Below are 17,150 nucleotides of genomic sequence, written 5' to 3' on the forward strand. Positions count from 1 at the left end.
CCGCCGCACCGGCTGGGGCCGACGGTCCACGACCGTCGGCCCCAGCCACAGCGAGAACGAGTACCTCTCCGGCCTGCGGCTACAGCACCGGCAGGTTCTTCCGCAGCTCGAACGCGGTCACCTCGGAGCGGTACTCCTCCCACTCCTGGCGCTTGTTGCGCAGGAAGAAGTCGAAGACGTGTTCGCCGAGGGTCTCGGCGACGAGGTCGCTGCGTTCCATGAGGGAGAGCGCCTCGCCGAGGTTCTGCGGGAGCGGCTCGATGCCCATGGCGCGGCGCTCGGCGTCCGAGAGGGCCCAGACGTCGTCCTCGGCGCCCGGCGGCAGCTCGTAGCCCTCCTCGATGCCCTTGAGGCCGGCGGCCAGCAGCATGGCGTAGGCGAGGTAGGGGTTCGCGCCGGAGTCCAGGGAGCGGACCTCGACCCGGGCCGAGCCCGTCTTGCCGGGCTTGTACATGGGGACGCGGACCAGGGCGGAGCGGTTGTTGTGGCCCCAGCAGATGTACGAGGGGGCCTCGCCGCCGGCGCCCGCCGTGCGCTCGGAGCCGCCCCAGATGCGCTTGTAGGAGTTGACCCACTGGTTGGTCACGGCGGCGATCTCGGCGGCGTGCTTCAGCAGGCCCGCGATGAAGGAGCGGCCGACCTTGGAGAGCTGGTACTCCGCGCCGGACTCGTAGAACGCGTTCCGGTCGCCCTCGAAGAGGGAGAGGTGGGTGTGCATGCCCGAGCCCGGGTGCTCGGAGAACGGCTTCGGCATGAACGTCGCCTGGACGCCCTGCTCCAGCGCCACCTGCTTCATGACCAGGCGGAACGTCATGATGTTGTCGGCCGTGGAGAGCGCGTCGGCGTAGCGGAGGTCGATCTCCTGCTGGCCGGGGGCGCCCTCGTGGTGGGAGAACTCGACCGAGATGCCCATGGACTCCAGCATGGTGATCGCCTGGCGGCGGAAGTCCATGCCGACGTTCTGCGGGGTGTGGTCGAAGTAGCCCGAGTTGTCGGCCGGGGTCGGACGGGAGCCGTCGACCGGCTTGTCCTTCAGCAGGAAGAACTCGATCTCGGGGTGGGTGTAGAAGGTGAAGCCCAGGTCGGAGGCCTTGGCCAGGGACCGCTTCAGCACGTAGCGGGGGTCCGCGAAGGACGGGGAGCCGTCCGGCATGAGGATGTCGCAGAACATCCGGGCGGTGCCGGGGGCCTCCGCGCGCCACGGCAGGACCTGGAAGGTCGACGGGTCCGGCTTGGCGATCATGTCGGACTCGTACACCCGGGCGAAGCCCTCGATGGCCGAGCCGTCGAAGCCGATGCCCTCGTCAAACGCCTGTTCCAGCTCGGCGGGGGCCACGGCCACGGACTTCAGGAAGCCCAGCACGTCCGTGAACCACAGGCGTACGAAACGGATGTCGCGCTCCTCCAACGTACGGAGCACGAACTCCTGCTGCTTGTCCATCTTCCGCTTCCACCCATTCCTTGCTGGTCAGGCCGCCTTGCTCCCGAGCCACGGGAGGCGGTCGGGCACCTGAGCATCCCACCACAACACCATTTCGCGCGCGTTGCGCACCTTGATCGACAGAGCGACCTCCAGGAGAACGCCCGGCGTACGGCAGGTGTAGCGCCCGCCGTGCCGCCCAACCGCTCTGCCGCCCATCTTGCCTGCTCGCGCCGACATACGTAACGCCCACAGGGGCGGACATCCGCCGGGCGCCCGTCACGCCTGCCCCGAAAGCCGGGCGGCATCCGTGGCCGGGGGGCAGCATGGGAGACGGGATCCCTCGTTTACGCGAGGGAGCGGATCAAATTACGATCAGTGGATCCGACCGCCCCATCCGACCCATCCCCCACTAAGGACACAACCCATGGCCGCCAAGACCAACAGCAGCGGGGACCGCAAGGCGCGCATCGAGGCGATGCGCCGTGCCGAGCGCTCCCGTGAGCGCCGGAACCGCATCCTCACGATCGGCGCCAGCGTGCTGATAGTCGCCGGCCTCGTCGTGGGCGGGACGGTCCTGATCCGCTCGCAGTCCGACGACAACGGCGGCAGCGTGGCCAGTGACTCCAAGTCGGGCGGCAAGTGGGAGACCGGCTCGGACGGTGTGAAGACCTGGAGCACCAAGCTCAGCCAGAACCACGTCACCAAGTCCGTGACGTATCCGATGGAGCCCCCGGTGGGCGGCGACCACAACCCTGTCTGGCAGAACTGCAACGGCGACGTCTACGACAAGGCGATCAAGAACGAGAACGCCGTGCACTCGCTGGAGCACGGCGCGGTCTGGGTGACGTACAACGGCAAGGCCTCCGAGGCCGACGTCAAGGCGCTCGCGGAGAAGGTCAAGAAGACCCCGTACACGCTGATGAGCCCGGTCGAGGACCAGAAGGACCCGATCATGCTGAGCGCCTGGGGCCACCAGCGCACGGTGACCGGCGCGAAGGACCCGAACGTCGACAAGTTCCTCGAGACCTACGTCCAGGGCGAGCAGACGCCCGAGCCGGGTGCCGCCTGCACCAACGGCGTCTCCTGACAGCCAGCGACCGACGAGCGACGAGTGAGTGACGACAGCGGGCCTGGCACAGTGGGAAGCATGAAGCACATCGGTTGGATCGCCTCCGGGGCCGCGGCGGTGCTCGTCGCGGCCGGGGCGATCACGTACGCGGTCGCCGACGGGGACGACTCGGGGCTGAAGGCCCCCGCCGCCGACTCCGCCGACGCGGGGTTCGCCCGGGACATGGCCGTCCACCACCAGCAGGCCGTCGAGATGTCGTACCTCGTGCGCGACCGGACGGACGACGAGGAGGTCCGGCGGCTCGCGTACGACATCGCGCAGACGCAGGCCAACCAGCGCGGCATGATGATCGGCTGGCTCGACCTCTGGGGTCTGCCGAAGGTGTCGTCCGACAAGCCGATGGCCTGGATGGGCATGGGCGACATGGCCTCCGGCGAGGACGGCGCGCTGATGCCGGGGATGGCGACCGACACCGAGATGGACAAGCTCGGCAAGCTGAACGGCAAGCAGGCCGAGATCTTCTTCCTCCAGCTGATGACCGACCACCACAAGGGCGGCATCCACATGGCGGAGGGCTGTGTCACCAAGTGCACGGTCGGCGTGGAGAAGAAGCTCGCCCAGGGCATGGTGAACGGCCAGGAGTCCGAGATCTCCTTGATGACCCGCATGCTGAAGGACCGGGGCGCCGCGCCGCGATCCTGACGCCGGTGGACCGCGGTTGGGGTGCGGCGCTTCGAACGTGGGGTGCCCCACACCCCATTGCGTCGCTCTGACGATTACACTGGGCCGCGTGCCTCAACTTCGTCTCGCTTTGAATCAGATCGACTCGACGGTCGGCGACATCGCCGGGAACGCCGAGGCGGTGGTCCGCTGGACCCGGCACTCCGCCGAGCAGGGAGCGCATCTCGTGGCGTTCCCCGAGATGGTGCTGACCGGATACCCCGTCGAGGACCTGGCGCTGCGCGGCTCCTTCGTGGAGGCGTCGCGCGCCGCGCTGAGGGCGCTCGCCGCGCGGCTCGCCGACGAGGGCTTCGGGGAGCTCCCGGTGATCGTCGGCTACCTCGACCGTTCCGAGTCCGCCGCGCCGAAGTACGGCCAGCCGGCCGGGGCGCCCCGGAACGCGGGCGCGGTGCTGCACCGGGGCGAGGTGGCGCTCACCTACGCCAAGCACCACCTCCCCAACTACGGCGTGTTCGACGAGTTCCGCTACTTCGTGCCCGGCGACACCATGCCGGTGCTGCGACTCCACGGCGTCGACATCGCTCTCGCCATCTGCGAGGACCTCTGGCAGGACGGCGGCCGCGTCCCGGCCGCCCGGTCCGCCGGGGCCGGGCTGCTGCTCTCCATCAACGCCTCGCCGTACGAGCGCGACAAGGACGACACCCGGCTCGAACTGGTGCGCAAGCGGGCCCAGGAGGCCGGCTGCACGACCGCGTACCTGGCGATGATCGGCGGCCAGGACGAGCTGGTCTTCGACGGTGACTCGATCGTCGTCGACAAGCACGGCGAAGTGGTCGCGCGGGCGCCGCAGTTCGCGGAGGGATGCGTGGTCCTGGACCTGGACCTCCCGGCGGCCGCCGCCGAACCGGTCACGGGCGTCGTGGACGACGGGCTGCGCATCGACCGGCTCGTGATCTCCGAGGAGCCTCTGCCCGCGTACGAGCCGGAGCTGACCGGCGGGTACGCGGAGCGCCTCGACGACGACGAGGAGGTGTACTCGGCGCTGGTGGTGGGCCTGCGGGCGTACGCCGCGAAGAACGGCTTCTCGTCCGTGCTGATCGGGCTCTCCGGCGGTATCGACTCGGCGCTCGTCGCGGCGATCGCGTGCGACGCGCTGGGCGCGCAGAACGTGTACGGCGTGTCCATGCCGTCGAAGTACTCGTCGGACCACTCCAAGGGCGACGCGGCGGAGCTGGCGCGGCGGACGGGGCTGAACTTCCGCACGATCCCGATCGAGCCGATGTTCGACGCGTACATGTCCTCGACCGAGCTGACGGGGCTGGCCGAGGAGAACCTCCAGTCGCGGCTGCGCGGCACGCTGCTGATGGCGATCTCCAACCAGGAGGGCCACATCGTGCTCGCGCCCGGCAACAAGTCGGAGCTGGCGGTGGGGTACTCGACGCTGTACGGCGACTCGGTGGGCGCGTACGGCCCCATCAAGGACGTGTACAAGACGTCGATCTTCCGCCTCGCGGAGTGGCGCAACCGGGCGGCGGTCGAGCGGGGCCAGACCCCGCCGATCCCGGAGAACTCCATCTCCAAGCCCCCGAGCGCGGAACTCCGCCCCGGCCAGGTCGACACGGACTCCCTCCCGGACTACCCCGTCCTGGACGCGATCCTGGAGCTCTACGTCGACCGCGACCAGGGCGCCGACGCGATCGTCGCCGCCGGTTTCGACCGGGACCTGGTCGTCAAGACCCTGCGCATGGTCGACACCGCCGAGTACAAGCGGCGCCAGTACCCGCCGGGCACGAAGATCTCCCCGAAGGGCTTCGGCAAGGACCGCCGACTCCCGATCACGAACCGCTGGCGCGAGCAGGCGTAGGCGCCGGGCCGGGGGCCTGGGGGCTGGTCCCTCAGGCCCCCGGCCCGCGCAGACCCCGGATCGTAGAACTCGGGCTCTCAGGCCTCCGGTTCGCGCAGGCCGACGCAGTCGAGGGCCCAGAAGACGTCCGTGTAGACGAAGGTGCCCGTCATCCACGGCTCGTGGGCGGAGAGACGGGCGACCTGGAACGCGGCCTCGGGGATGCGCAGTGACGGCGAGCGGAAGCCCGCCGCCGCGGCGCCCTCGAAGCCGCGCTCGCCGTAGTAGTGCGGCGCCCCTTCCAGGAAGACCAGCGGCACGCCCTGGCCGTCCGCCGCCGCGAGGGCGTGCGCGACGAGCCGGGTGCCGATGCCCTGACGCTGGAACTCCGGGAGCACGCCCAGCGGCGACAGGGTCAGCACGTCCACGATCCGACGCGGGGCGTCCAGGCGCCCCGCGCTCAGCAGGACGTGTCCGACGATCCGGTCGTCCACGGTGGCGACGAAGGAGAGCGGTGCCGTCGCGGCGGGCGTGGCGCGCAGCGCCTCCACGAGCCTGGGGATCCGCTCGTCGTCACCGAAGGCGCGCGCATGAACCTCGCGCACCCCTCGGTGATCGTCGGCGCTCTCCTGCCTGATCACCGGCCCCGCACCACTCGGAGCGAACGGCGGCCGGTCGGACGTGTCGTGTGCGGTCATGGCCGCGAGCGTAGATCCGGGAGCGGCAGACGGGCGAGGCGATTACGCCCCCACCCGCACCGTCTCCGACTCCCCCGGCACATGGGACGCCACCACGCGGCCGCGGTGCGGGACGGGGGTCGGTGTCCGGCGGGTGTCGACGGCGTAGGACACCGCCGCGACCGCGAGGCCGATCAGGGCGAGGGCCGCGCCCGCGGTGGCCGGGGCCGTCGTGCCGAGGCCGGCGGTCAGGGCGAGGCCGCCGATCCAGGCGCCGCCCGCGTTGGCGAGGTTGAAGGCGGCCTGGTTGGCGGAGGAGGCGAGGGAGGGAGCGGCGGCGGCCTTCTCCATGACCATCAGCTGCAGGGGCGAGCCGGTGGCGAAGGCCGCGACGCCGAGGAGGAGGACGGCCAGGGCGGCGCTCCACTGCGCGGTCATGAGGACCGGGAAGAGGGCCAGGACGAGGATCAGGGACGCCAGGCCGCCGAAGAGGGTGCCGCGCAGGGAGTGGTCGGCGAGGCGCCCGCCGGCCAGGTTGCCGATGGTCGCGCCGACGCCGAACAGCGCGAGCAGCAGGGTCACGCTGGTCTCGGCGTACCCGGCGGAGTCCGTGAGCATCGGCGTGATGTAGCTGTAGGCGGAGAAGAGGGCGCCGAAGCCGGCGACGGTCGTGCCGAGGGCGAGCCAGACGGGCAGGGAGCGCAGGGCGCCCAGTTCGCCGCGCAGGCCGGTGGAGGGGGCGTCCGTCCTGTCGTCCGGCAGCAGGAGGGCGAGGGAGGCGATGGCGGCGAGGCCGATCGCGCTGACGCCGAGGAAGGTGATCCGCCAGCCGAAGTGCTGGCCCACGAGGGTCGCGGCCGGGACTCCGGCGACGTTGGCGATCGTCAGGCCCAGGAACATCAGCGAGACCGAGCGGGCCTTGCGCTCCGGCGCCACGAGGCCGGTCGCGACGACCGCGCCGACGCCGAAGAAGGCGCCGTGCGGCAGGCCGCTGAGGAAGCGGGCGGCGAGCAGCCAGTGCTCGTCGGGGGCGAGTGCGGAGAGCGCGTTGCCGGCGACGAAGAGGAGCATCAGCCCGATCAGGACCTTGCGGCGGGGCATCCGGGCGGTGGCCGCGGCGAGCAGCGGGGCGCCGATGACGACGCCGAGCGCGTACGCGGAGACGAGGTGGCCGGCTGCGGGGATCGTGATGCCGAGGTCGGCGGCGACCTCGGGGAGGAGACCCATGATGACGAACTCGGTCGTGCCGATTCCGAAGGCGCCTACGGCGAGAGCGAGCAGGGCCAAAGGCATGACGGGGAGACCTTTCGAAGGGTGCGGTAGGACAGGGGGAGGGAAAGGAAGGAATCGGTTCCGTTCCATCGTATGTTCATTGACGGAACAAACTCGAACCGGTGGCCTATTCCCCTGTTCCGCTCCCCCGCCCCACCTGCGCCGTCAGCCTCCAGACGTGTCGATCGTCACCCGCGCCGCCACCGGCAGATGGTCGCTGCCGGTCTCCGGCAGGGTCCAGGACGCCCTGGGTTCCATGCCGCGCACCATGATCTGGTCGATCCGGGCCATCGGGAACGACGCCGGCCAGCTGAACCCGAAGCCGCTGCCCGCGGCGCCCTGGGTGGAGCGCATCTGGGCGGTGACGGCGTTCAGGGCGCGGTCGTTCATGGTGCCGTTGAGGTCGCCGAGGAGGACGACCTGCTGGATCGGCTCGTCGGCGATGGCCTCGCCGAGGGCGTCGGCGCTCTTGTCGCGCTGGCGGGCGGTGAACCCGGCCTCCAGCTTCACCCGTACCGAGGGGAGATGGGCGACGTAGACGGCGACGGGCCCGTCGGGTGCCGCCACCGTCGAACGCATCGCGCGCTCCCAGCCGAGCTTGATGTCGACGGGCTTGGTGTCGCTCATCCGGTACTTGCTCCAGAGCCCGACCGTGCCGACGACCTCGTGGTACGGGTACGTCGCCGCGAGCGCCTTCTCGTACACCGGCACCGCGTTCTCGGTGAGTTCCTCCAGCGCCACCACGTCCGCGCCGGAGGCGGCGACCTCGCGGGCCGTGCCGGACGGGTCGGCGTTGTCCGCGTTGACGTTGTGGGTGACGACGGCGAGGTCGCCGCCGCTGCCGGTCTTGCTGGTGACGAGTCCGCCGAAGATGTTCAGCCAGACGATCGTGGGCACCAGGAGCGCGATGAGCGCCGTCGCCGACTTGCGGACCAGGGCGAGGATCAGCAGCAGCGGGATCGCGAGACCGAACCAGGGCAGGAACGTCTCGGTCAGACTGCCCAGATTGCCCACGGCGTTGGGGACCTGGGCGTGCAACACCATCACCAGGGCGACGAGAACCGCGAGGACCGCGACGACGATGCCGCGCCGCCAGATCCGCCGGTCTCCTCTCCATCCGCCGAAGAGGCGGCCGAACAGGCGCCGGAACCGGGATTGTTCGCGGCCCTGCCCGGTGCCGCCGCCGCCCGTCTCCGTCATGTACGCCTGCGCCATACCGTCGCCTCACTGCCTGCCGTGCACTTCTTCCCCCGCGCTCTAAAAACCCTAGGGGATGATCGCCGTCGTTCCCGCCGTCACCGGGCGGTCGTACGGGCGCAAGGACGCACAACCCGCTGTTCGGAGTTCCGAACCGCCGGACAGGCCCCGACGTCTGTAACGAAACGCGCACATCACTGTGACTCACTTCGCAGACTGCCGACGGTCAGTCAGAAGGGCGGAGCCCTTCGAGGACCGTGTCGACGATCCTCTCCGCGAGGTCCTCGGGGAGCGGGGCGTCCGGGCGCATGACGGTGCGGACCAGCATGGGGCCGAAGACCAGGTCGCCGACGAGGTCGATGTCCACGTCCGGGCGGAGCTCGCCGTTGTCCCGGCCCCGGCGCAGGACGTCGGCGAGGGCCCGGCGGCGGGGGGCGACGACGTCCGCGTGGTAGGCGTCCCAGATCTTGGGGCTGCTCTTCATCTGGGCGATGACGTTGTGCAGGATCGCCGAGGGCCGGTTGAGCAGCCCGCGCCGGCGTGCCGCCTCCAGGAAGACGACCAGGTCGTCGCGCATCGAGGTGCCGGGCAGCACCGGGTCCGGGGGTTCGGCGGCGCGCAGTACGTCGACGAAGAGGGCCTCCTTGCCGCTCCAGCGGCGGTAGATGGTCGCCTTGCCGACACCGGCGGTGCGGGCCACCCGCTCGATCGACAACTCCGCGAGCGGCACGCCCTCTTCGAGGAGCCTCATGACGCCCTCGATGATGGACCGCTCCACGGCCTCGCTGCGGGGCCGTCCGCGTACGGGGCTGCCGTCCCGGACCCGCCCGTCTTCGGCGTGGCTCTCGGCGAGGCTCAAGGTCGACTCCGTCTCTCGTGTGCTGGCCGGCTCGCTCGTGGCTCCGTTCGGCCCACTCGCGCGTCGGTCCGATTCTCCGTCAGTGGTCGGCGGCCACCAACTCCGTCTCCTCCTCGCCCTCTTGGCCGCTCTTCGGCCGTCCCGGCAGGAACACCGCCATGGCCACCGCGCCGAGGAGGGCGACACCGGCCCCGCACAGGGCGGTCACGTGCATGGCGTGCAGGAAGGCGTCGTGGGCGGGGGTGACCAGGGCCTCGCCCCGCTCGCCGAGGCGGGCGGCGAGCCCGAGAGTGGCCTCGATGGACTCGGCGGCGGCGTGCGGGGCGCCGTCCGGCAGCTTGTCCTCGATGTCCCCGCGGTAGGCGGTGGAGAGCACCGAACCGAGGACGGCGATACCGAGGGCGCCGCCGACCTGCCGGAAGGTGTTGCTGAGCGCGGACGCGGAGCCGGCCTTCTCGCGGGGCAGGGCCTGCATGACGACGACGCTCAGCGGGGTCATGACGTGCGCCATGCCGACGCCCATGAAGAAGAAGACGACTTCGAGGATCCAGATCGGGGTGTCCGCGTCCAGCACGGCGAACGCGGCCAGCATGGCGGCGATCAGGATCATGCCGGCCGTGCACACCGCGTTGTTGCCGAACCGGTCGACGACGAGGCGGGCGCGGGGCGCGAAGACGAGCTGGGCGACGGCCAGCGGGAGCATCAACAGGCCGGTCTGGAGCGGGGAGTAGCCGCGGACGGTCTGGGTGTAGAAGACGGAGAAGAAGGTCACGCCCATCAGCGCGAAGAAGACCAGGCCGATCACGCCGATGGCGGCGGAGAACACCTTGTTCTTGAAGAAGTCCATGTCGATGGACGGGTGGTCGCTGCGCTTCTCGAAGACGACGAAGGCGGCGAGGACGGCGAGGCCGCCCAGGCTGGGCGCGAGGACCGTGGCGTCGGTGAAGTCGGCGAGCTGGCCGCCGCGGATGATGCCGTAGACGAGGAGGACGAGGCCGACCACGGAGAGCAGGACGCCGACGGGGTCGATGCGGCCGGGGTTCGGGTCGCGCGAGTCGGGGACCAGCCAGAGCATCAGGCCGAGGGCGAGGACGACGATCGGCACGTTGATCAGGAAGACCGAGCCCCACCAGAAGTGGTCGAGCAGGAGGCCGCCGGTGATCGGGCCGATGGCGATGGCGAGGCCGACTCCGCCCGCCCAGATGCCGATGGCCTTGGGCTGCTCGTCGCGTTCGAAGACGTTCATCAGGACGGCGAGGGTGGCGGGCATGACGAAGGCGGCGCCGAGGCCCATGACCGCGCGGAAGGCGATCAGCTCGCCCGGGGAGCCCGAGATGGCGGCCAGCGCGGAGCCGATGCCGAAGACGACGAGTCCGCCGAGCAGCACCTTCTTGCGGCCGAGGCGGTCGCCGAGGAGACCGGCGGAGAACAGCAGCCCCGCGAAGACCAGGGTGTAGGCGTTGATCGCCCACTCCAGCTCGCTCTGGGTGGCGCCGAGCCCGGTGGGCGCCGGGGTGGAGATCGTCTTGATGGCGACGTTGAGGATCGAGTTGTCGAGCACCACGATCAGCAGGCTCAGCATCAGCACACCGAGGATCGCCCAGCGGCGCCGGTGCACTGCCGCCGGTATGCGGGAGTCAGGGACTGCGGTAGTCATGTCGTCGACCCTAGACCTATTTCGATACGGGACCGTCTCGTATCGTAAATCTTTTACCCGGCTCTTACGCGCCGTATGCCTGAACGGTCACACGTACCCGCTCTGGCCCTCCCCCGCCCTAGGTGCCACCATGGGAAGTGGTCCGGGGACACCGTCAGGGTGCCTCGAGATGACATGAAGGAGCTGGAGCGATGACGCAGCTTTCGGCTGCCCAGACGAAGCCCTCCGACGGGAGCAAGGCGCTGTACGGGGGCAAGGGCACACGCCGTATCACCGTCCGGGACATCGCCCTCGCCAAGGAACGCGGCGAGAAGTGGCCCATGCTCACCGCCTACGACGCGATGACCGCGTCCGTCTTCGACGAGGCCGGCATCCCGGTGATGCTCGTCGGCGACTCCGCGGGCAACTGCCACCTCGGGTACGAGTCGACCGTGCCCGTCACCCTCGACGAGATGACCATGCTCTCCGCGGCCGTCGTACGGGGCACCAGCCGCGCCCTGATCGTCGGCGACCTGCCCTTCGGCTCCTACCAGGAAGGCCCGGTGCAGGCGCTGCGCTCGGCGACCCGGCTGGTCAAGGAGGCCGGGGTCGGCGCGGTCAAGCTGGAGGGCGGCGAGCGGTCGCACCGCCAGATCGAGCTGCTCGTCGAGTCCGGCATCCCCGTGATGGCCCACATCGGCCTCACGCCGCAGTCCGTCAACGCGATGGGCTACCGCGTGCAGGGGCGCGGCGAGGAGGCCGCGCAGCAGTTGCTGCGCGACGCCAAGGCCGTCCAGGACGCGGGCGCGTTCGCGGTCGTCCTGGAGCTGGTTCCCGCGGAGCTGGCGGCCGAGGTCACGCGGGTGCTGCACATTCCGACGGTCGGCATCGGTGCCGGGGCCGAGACGGACGCGCAGGTGCTCGTGTGGACCGACATGCTCGGGCTGACGGGTGGGCGGGTGCCGAAGTTCGTCAAGAAGTACGCGGATCTCCGTACGGTCATGGGGGACGCGGCGAAGGCGTTCGCGGAGGACGTCGTGGGCGGGACGTTCCCGCTGGAGGAGCACTCCGTCCACTAGGCCCTCCGGGTCGGCTGGGCCGGGTGCGTTGTCGGGTGCGGGTGCGTGGGGGCTGGTCGCGCAGTTCCCCGCGCCCCTGAGAAGCAGGGGCTGCGCCCCATGCTTTTCAGGCCCGCAGAACCTGGTCACCTTCTCCCGCGTGTAGGCGGTCTGTCGGTGGTCTGTCGGTCGGCTCTGGGACCGTCGTCCTCATGACACGAATCGACAAGAACGCCAGCGGCGCGAAGGGCGCTGTCGCCGTGCGGGGGCTGGTCAAGCACTACGGGGAGACCAGGGCGCTGGACGGTGTCGACCTCGACGTGCGGGAGGGCACGGTGATGGGCGTGCTCGGCCCCAACGGGGCGGGCAAGACCACGCTCGTGCGGTGCCTGTCCACGCTGATCACACCGGACGCGGGGCAGGCGACCGTGGCCGGGTACGACGTCGTACGGCAGCCGCGCCAGCTGCGCCGGGTGATCGGCCTGACCGGCCAGTACGCCTCCGTGGACGAGAAGCTGTCCGGCTTCGAGAACCTGTACATGATCGGCCGGCTGCTCGACCTGCCCCGCAAGGAGGCGAAGAGCCGCGCGGCCGGTCTGCTGGAGCGGTTCTCGCTGACCGACGCCGCCGGGCGCCCGGCGGGGACGTACTCCGGCGGGATGCGGCGGCGGCTCGACCTGGCCGCTTCCATGATCGGCAGCCCGGCCGTGCTGTACCTGGACGAGCCGACGACCGGTCTGGACCCGCACACCCGCAACGAGGTGTGGGCCGAGGTGAAGCGGATGGTCGGCGACGGCGTGACCGTGCTGCTGACCACCCAGTACATGGAGGAGGCCGAGCAGCTGGCCTCCGAGCTGACCGTGATCGACCGGGGGAAGGTCATCGCGGGCGGCCGGATCGAGGAGCTGAAGGCGCAGGTCGGCGGGCGTACGCTCCGGGTCCGGACGGCCGACCCGGTGCACCTGCGCCCGCTGGCCGCGGAGCTGGACGGCCTGGGCATCACCGGGCTCGCCACCACCACCGTGGACGCCGAGACCGGCACCCTCTCCGTGCCGATCCTCAGCGACGAGCAGCTGACCGCCGTCGTCGGCGCGATCACCGCGCGCGGCGTCACCATCGCCTCGATCAGCACCGAACTGCCCAGCCTGGACGAGGTGTTCCTGTCGCTCACCGGTCACAAGGCCAGTGCGGCGCAGGACGCCGTCCCGTCCCCCGCGTACGAAGAGGTATCCGTATGAGTGCCGCCACCCTGCCCACCACCGGTGAGGCCGACGGCCGGATCGGGCCGCGGGCCCATGCCCGGCACACCGGCGCGCTCATTCGGCGCAATCTGCTGTGGATCCGGCAGAACCCCGAGTCGATGTTCGACGCGGTCCTGATGCCGATCGTCTTCACCCTGCTCTTCGTGTACGTCTTCGGCGGCTCCATCGGGCAGGCGCTGGGCGGCGGCCAGGAGCAGTACGTGCAGTACGTGGTGCCCGGCCTGATGGCGATGACGGGCATGAACATGGCCATGGGGGTCGGCACCGGGTTCAACGAGGATTTCCAGAAAGGCATCATGGACCGTTTCCGGTCCCTGCCGATCGGCCGTTCCTCGGTGCTGCTCGCGAAGATCTCCGTCGAGCTGCTGCGCAATCTGGTCGCCACGACGATCCTGCTGACCGTCGGTGTCCTCGTCGGCTTCGACGTCACCAGCTGGCCGGGGCTGTTCGCCGCGGTGGGTCTGTCCGTCGTCTTCGGCTCGTCCCTGATGTGGATCTTCCTGGTGCTCGGCGTGACGCTGAACAGCGCGCAGTCCGTGCAGGGCGTCGGCTTCCTGGTCCTGTTCCCGCTACAGTTCGGCTCGTCGATCTTCGCGCCGACGCAGTCCATGCCGGGCTGGCTGCAGGCGTTCACCGACTACAACCCGCTGTCGTCCCTCGCGGACGCGGCGCGCGGGCTGATGACGGGCGGCCCCGTCGCCCATGACCTGCTGGTCACCGTCGGCTGGTCGGTGGCTCTGACGGCGGTCATGGCACCCATCGCGATCCACAAGTTCAAGACCAAGAACTGACCTCAGACGAGGGCGGCGGCCTCCTCACGGGAGAGGGCGCCGCCCTCGGCGTACGCCCGCTCGTATGCCGCGTCGTCCAGCAGCGCCCGGACCTCTCGCTCGGCCTGCGCGCGGGCCTCGACCTCCCACGGGCTGGAGAGGTGGCGCGGCGGCAGATGCGCGTCGGCGGCGCCGAGGAGGCGGGCCGCGTCCAAGGCGCGGGCACCGCCGTCGACCCCGGCGACGGACAGCGCGGCGGTGACGAAGTGGAGGGAGGGCATATGGGGCGTGACCACCAGGGACAGCTTGTCCAGGCTCCGCTCCAGGGCCTGACGGATCAGCCGCAGCGCCTCCTCGTGGCGTCCGACCGCGCCCTCCAGCCAGCCCTCGACACCGAGGACGTACCCGGCGAAGAGCACGAAGTGGGCGGCCTCGAAGTCCTCGCGCAGCAGGACGAGTTGTCGGCGGGCCTCGGCCTGCCGTCCGGTGCGGCCGAGCCGCACGGCGAGGAAGAGGCGGGCCGCGGGCACCGCCTCCCGGGCGGCGTGCCGCCCGGCGTCCAGCACGTCGAACAGCATCTTCTCGCCCCGCTCGCCCTCGCCGCCCTCCACCAGCACGCTGCCGAGCCGGACGCCGAGGACGCCCAACTGGGCGTTGGTGCCGAGCCGTTCGGCATACCCGATGGCCCGCTGGAAATCCGCGGCGGCGGCCGCGAACTCACCCTGGCGCTCCCTGGCCTCACCGCGCGCGGAGAGCGCCTCGGCGGCGCCCCAGGCGTCCCCGAGCCGGTCGAAGATCTCCAGCGACTCGTCGGCGTCGACGGTGGCGTCGCCGGCCCAGTCGCTGCGGTTGGCGAGGATGTTGGCCCTCATCTGCAGGGTCTGCGCCAGCTCCCAGGTGTAGCCGAGTTCGCGGCAGGTGCGGATGTTGGCGTCCAGGATGGCGCGCAGCCGGTCCATGTCGCCGGTCAGCAGGACGGCGTAGAACCACATGAACCCGGGGAAGCGGCAGGTCTGCGGCTGGCCCGGCCGGTAGGTCCCGCTGATGACCCGCAGCCGCTCCTGGCCCTCGGGCGTCTCCCAGGCGGGCAGGTCCATGTCCATGCAGGCCAGATGGACGAGATGCACGCCGCGCCGGGCCTCGTCGAGGACGTCCGGGCTCATCGGCGGCTGACTGTCGACGGCCCGCCCGCGCAGGTCCGGCACGGGGCGCGCGGGGGCGGTGAAGGGGTCCGGGCCGAGGTCCTTGACCTGGGTGGACCAGTGCCGGGCCTCGGTCTTCAGGTCGCGCATCTGCCAGTACCAGCACAGCGCCAGGGTCAGACAGAGCGCCTCCTGCTCGTCCCGCTCGGCGACGGCGCGTCTGAGCGCGGTGCGGAAGTTCTCGTACTCCAGCTCCAGCAGCTCGATCGCGGCGCGCTGGCCGGAGCCGCGCAGCAACGGGTCGGTGGCGCGGGCGAGTTCGCGGTAGTACGTGAGGTGCGCGCGTTCGGCGGCGGGGCGGGTGCCCGTCTCGTCGAGCCGTTCGCCGGCGTACTCGACGACGGTCTCCAGGAGGCGGTAGCGCATCTCGGTGCCCGCGCCCGCCGAAGGGGCCGCCACGACGAGGGACTTGTCGACGAGGGAGCCGAGCGCGTCCAGCGCGGCGGGGCCGCAGACGGCCTCGGCGGCGGCCAGGTCGCAGCCGCCGGCGAACACCGACAGCCGTCGCAGGACGTCCCGTTCGTCCTCGTCGAGGAGCTCCCAGGACCAGTCGACGACGGCGCGCAGGGTCTGCTGCCGGGGCAGCACGGTACGGCTGCCCGAGGTGAGCAGCCGGAAGCGGTCGTCGAGACGGTCGGCGATCTGGCGGGGCGTCAGCATCCGCAGCCGGGCCGCCGCCAGCTCGATCGCGAGCGGCAGTCCGTCGAGGCGGCGGCAGATCTCGGCGGCGGCCTCCGGGTCGGCGTCGACGGTGAACCCGGGCCGGGCGGCCGCTCCCCGGTCGGCGAGCAGGCGCAGCGCGTGGGGTTCCGTCAGCGGTTCCACCGGACGCAGCAACTCCCCCGGTACGCCGAGGGGTTCGCGGCTGGTGGCCAGGACGGTCAGCCCCGGGCACCGTCGCAGGAGGTGGTCGACGAGGTGGGCGGCGGCGTCCACGACGTGTTCGCAGTTGTCGAGGATCAGCAGCATGCGGCGGCCGGCGCAGTGCTCGGCGAGGCGGACCAGGGGGTCGTCGGGGCGGTCCGCCGCGACGCGCATCTCCTCGGCGCCGGCGCCCCGCAGGACGGTCTCGCGGGCGCCGAGGGCGGTGAGGACGGCCTCCGGGACGTTCGCGGGATCGTCCACGGGGGCGAGTTCGGCCAGCCAGACGCCGTCCGGCATGGCTGCGGCCACCGCGTCGCCGGCCTCTTGGGAGAGGCGGGTCTTTCCCGCGCCGCCGGGGCCGAGGAGGGTCACGAGGCGGGTGGCGGTGAGGTCGTCGCGGATGGTGTCTATGTCGGTGTCCCGGCCGACGAAGGAGGTGAGGCGGGCGCGGAGGTTGCCCGGGGGGCGGGTGGGGTGGCGGTGCGGTTTTGCGCCCCCGCCGCCCCTACCCGTCCCATCCTCAAGGGGCTGCGCCCCTTTGACCCCCAAGCGTCCCTCCGGTGGGGGCTGGTCGCGCAGTTCCCCGCGCCCCTGACGGGGCGCGGTTTCGTTCGCGCGCAGCAGTTCTGTGTGCAGTCTGCTGAGGACCGGGCCCGGGCTCGTGCCCAGGCGGTCGGCCAGGAGGCGGCGTATCTGCTCGTAGGCGGCCAGGGCCTCCGCCGTGCGGCCGGTGTCGCGGAGGGCGCGGAGGCGGAGGGCCTGGAGGGGTTCGTCGAAGGGGTGGGTGTCGCAGAGGGCGGTGAGGTCCGGGAGGGCGGTGTCGGGGCGGCCCAGGGCGAGGGCGGCGTCGAGGCGGGTGCGGTGGGCGTCGAGGCGACGGGTCTCCCAGCGGGCGGCCTCGGCGGCGCGGTCGGGGAGGTCGGCGAGGGGCGGGCCCTGCCAGAGGGCGAGGGCGTCGTCGAGGACGTCGGCGGCCTTGGCCGGGTCACCGTCGGCGAACGCGCGGGCGCCCTCGTCCGCGAGGCGTTCGAAGCGGTGCAGGTCGACGTCGTCCCGGGTGGCCGTGAGCCGGTAGCCGCCGTTCACCGAGGCGACCGCGTCCGGGCCGAGCGCCCTGCGCAGCCGTCCGACCAGCGCCTGCAGCGCGCCCGGCGCGTCGGCGGGCGGGTCGTCGGCCCACACCTCGTCGACGAGGACGGTCGCGGGCACCGTACGTCCCGGTCGCAGCGCGAGCACGGTCAACAGAGCGCGCAGCCGCGCGCCCCCGACGGGGACGGGGGTGCCGTCGGACTGCAGGGCCTGGGTGGTGCCGAGGATGCGGTAGCGCACGGAGTCAT

General features: G+C 71.4%; 14 protein-coding genes. 6 read left to right on the top strand and 8 right to left on the bottom strand.

The annotated features are described in order from the left end of the window. Positions 1-79 precede the first annotated feature (79 nt). On the bottom strand, positions 80-1,441 hold the full coding sequence (glnA, locus tag L3078_RS13105; protein ID WP_239753628.1) for a type I glutamate--ammonia ligase: 1,362 nt from the start codon (positions 1,439-1,441) through the stop codon (positions 80-82). A gap of 27 nt (positions 1,442-1,468) precedes the next feature. Further along, positions 1,469-1,660 (bottom strand): hypothetical protein, encoded by a 192-nt coding sequence (locus tag L3078_RS13110; protein WP_239753663.1) that lies wholly within the window; start codon positions 1,658-1,660, stop codon positions 1,469-1,471. 187 nt (positions 1,661-1,847) lie between these two features. On the opposite strand from L3078_RS13110, the gene L3078_RS13115 reads away from it, so the two are divergent. The 3 genes from L3078_RS13115 to L3078_RS13125 all read left to right on the top strand — a co-directional run bounded on the left by L3078_RS13115 (position 1,848) and on the right by L3078_RS13125 (position 5,037). Further along, the gene (locus L3078_RS13115) at positions 1,848-2,510 is read left to right on the top strand and encodes a DUF3105 domain-containing protein (RefSeq protein WP_239753665.1); all 663 of its coding nucleotides are present in this window, start codon (positions 1,848-1,850) and stop codon (positions 2,508-2,510) included. Between the two features lie 60 nt (positions 2,511-2,570). Then, positions 2,571-3,194: a DUF305 domain-containing protein gene (locus L3078_RS13120; RefSeq protein ID WP_239753666.1), complete on the top strand. Its 624-nt coding sequence runs from the start codon at positions 2,571-2,573 to the stop codon at positions 3,192-3,194. 88 nt (positions 3,195-3,282) lie between these two features. After that, a complete protein-coding gene (locus L3078_RS13125; RefSeq protein WP_239753681.1) occupies positions 3,283-5,037 on the top strand; it encodes an NAD+ synthase in 1,755 nt (584 codons plus the stop codon). Between the two features lie 77 nt (positions 5,038-5,114). Here the strand turns inward: L3078_RS13125 and L3078_RS13130 are convergent, their stop codons facing one another. From L3078_RS13130 to L3078_RS13150, 5 genes are all read right to left on the bottom strand, one after another. Next, entirely contained in the window at positions 5,115-5,714 is a 600-nt protein-coding gene (locus tag L3078_RS13130) for a GNAT family N-acetyltransferase (protein WP_420864054.1), read from the bottom strand. Between the two features lie 42 nt (positions 5,715-5,756). Further along, positions 5,757-6,986, bottom strand: a complete 1,230-nt coding sequence (locus tag L3078_RS13135) for an MFS transporter (RefSeq protein WP_239753688.1) — start codon at positions 6,984-6,986, stop codon at positions 5,757-5,759. A gap of 144 nt (positions 6,987-7,130) precedes the next feature. After that, positions 7,131-8,180: an endonuclease/exonuclease/phosphatase family protein gene (locus L3078_RS13140; protein WP_239753697.1), complete on the bottom strand. Its 1,050-nt coding sequence runs from the start codon at positions 8,178-8,180 to the stop codon at positions 7,131-7,133. Between the two features lie 208 nt (positions 8,181-8,388). Further along, positions 8,389-9,021 carry a TetR/AcrR family transcriptional regulator gene (locus L3078_RS13145; protein ID WP_239753698.1) on the bottom strand — a complete coding sequence of 211 codons (633 nt, stop codon included), beginning with the start codon at positions 9,019-9,021 and terminating at the stop codon, positions 8,389-8,391. 79 nt (positions 9,022-9,100) lie between these two features. Next, entirely contained in the window at positions 9,101-10,678 is a 1,578-nt protein-coding gene (locus tag L3078_RS13150; RefSeq protein WP_239753700.1) for an MFS transporter, read from the bottom strand. Positions 10,679-10,869: 191 nt separating this feature from the next. Between L3078_RS13150 and panB the strand changes: the two genes are divergently transcribed. The 3 genes from panB to L3078_RS13165 all read left to right on the top strand — a co-directional run bounded on the left by panB (position 10,870) and on the right by L3078_RS13165 (position 13,768). Then, entirely contained in the window at positions 10,870-11,736 is an 867-nt protein-coding gene (panB, locus tag L3078_RS13155; protein ID WP_045562832.1) for a 3-methyl-2-oxobutanoate hydroxymethyltransferase, read from the top strand. A 191-nt stretch (positions 11,737-11,927) separates the two neighbouring features. Continuing rightward, complete coding sequence (locus L3078_RS13160; RefSeq protein WP_239753704.1) at positions 11,928-12,953, top strand: ATP-binding cassette domain-containing protein; 1,026 nt, start codon at positions 11,928-11,930, stop codon at positions 12,951-12,953. After that, positions 12,950-13,768, top strand: coding sequence for an ABC transporter permease (locus L3078_RS13165; protein WP_033527400.1), 819 nt, complete (start codon positions 12,950-12,952; stop codon positions 13,766-13,768). Before L3078_RS13160 ends, L3078_RS13165 begins: the two co-directional genes overlap by 4 nt. Positions 13,769-13,770: 2 nt before the next feature. Here the strand turns inward: L3078_RS13165 and L3078_RS13170 are convergent, their stop codons facing one another. Continuing rightward, complete coding sequence (locus tag L3078_RS13170; RefSeq protein WP_239753706.1) at positions 13,771-17,142, bottom strand: AfsR/SARP family transcriptional regulator; 3,372 nt, start codon at positions 17,140-17,142, stop codon at positions 13,771-13,773. Positions 17,143-17,150 lie beyond the last annotated feature (8 nt).

It is taken from the genome of Streptomyces deccanensis, assembly GCF_022385335.1.
Lineage (GTDB): Bacteria > Actinomycetota > Actinomycetes > Streptomycetales > Streptomycetaceae > Streptomyces > Streptomyces deccanensis.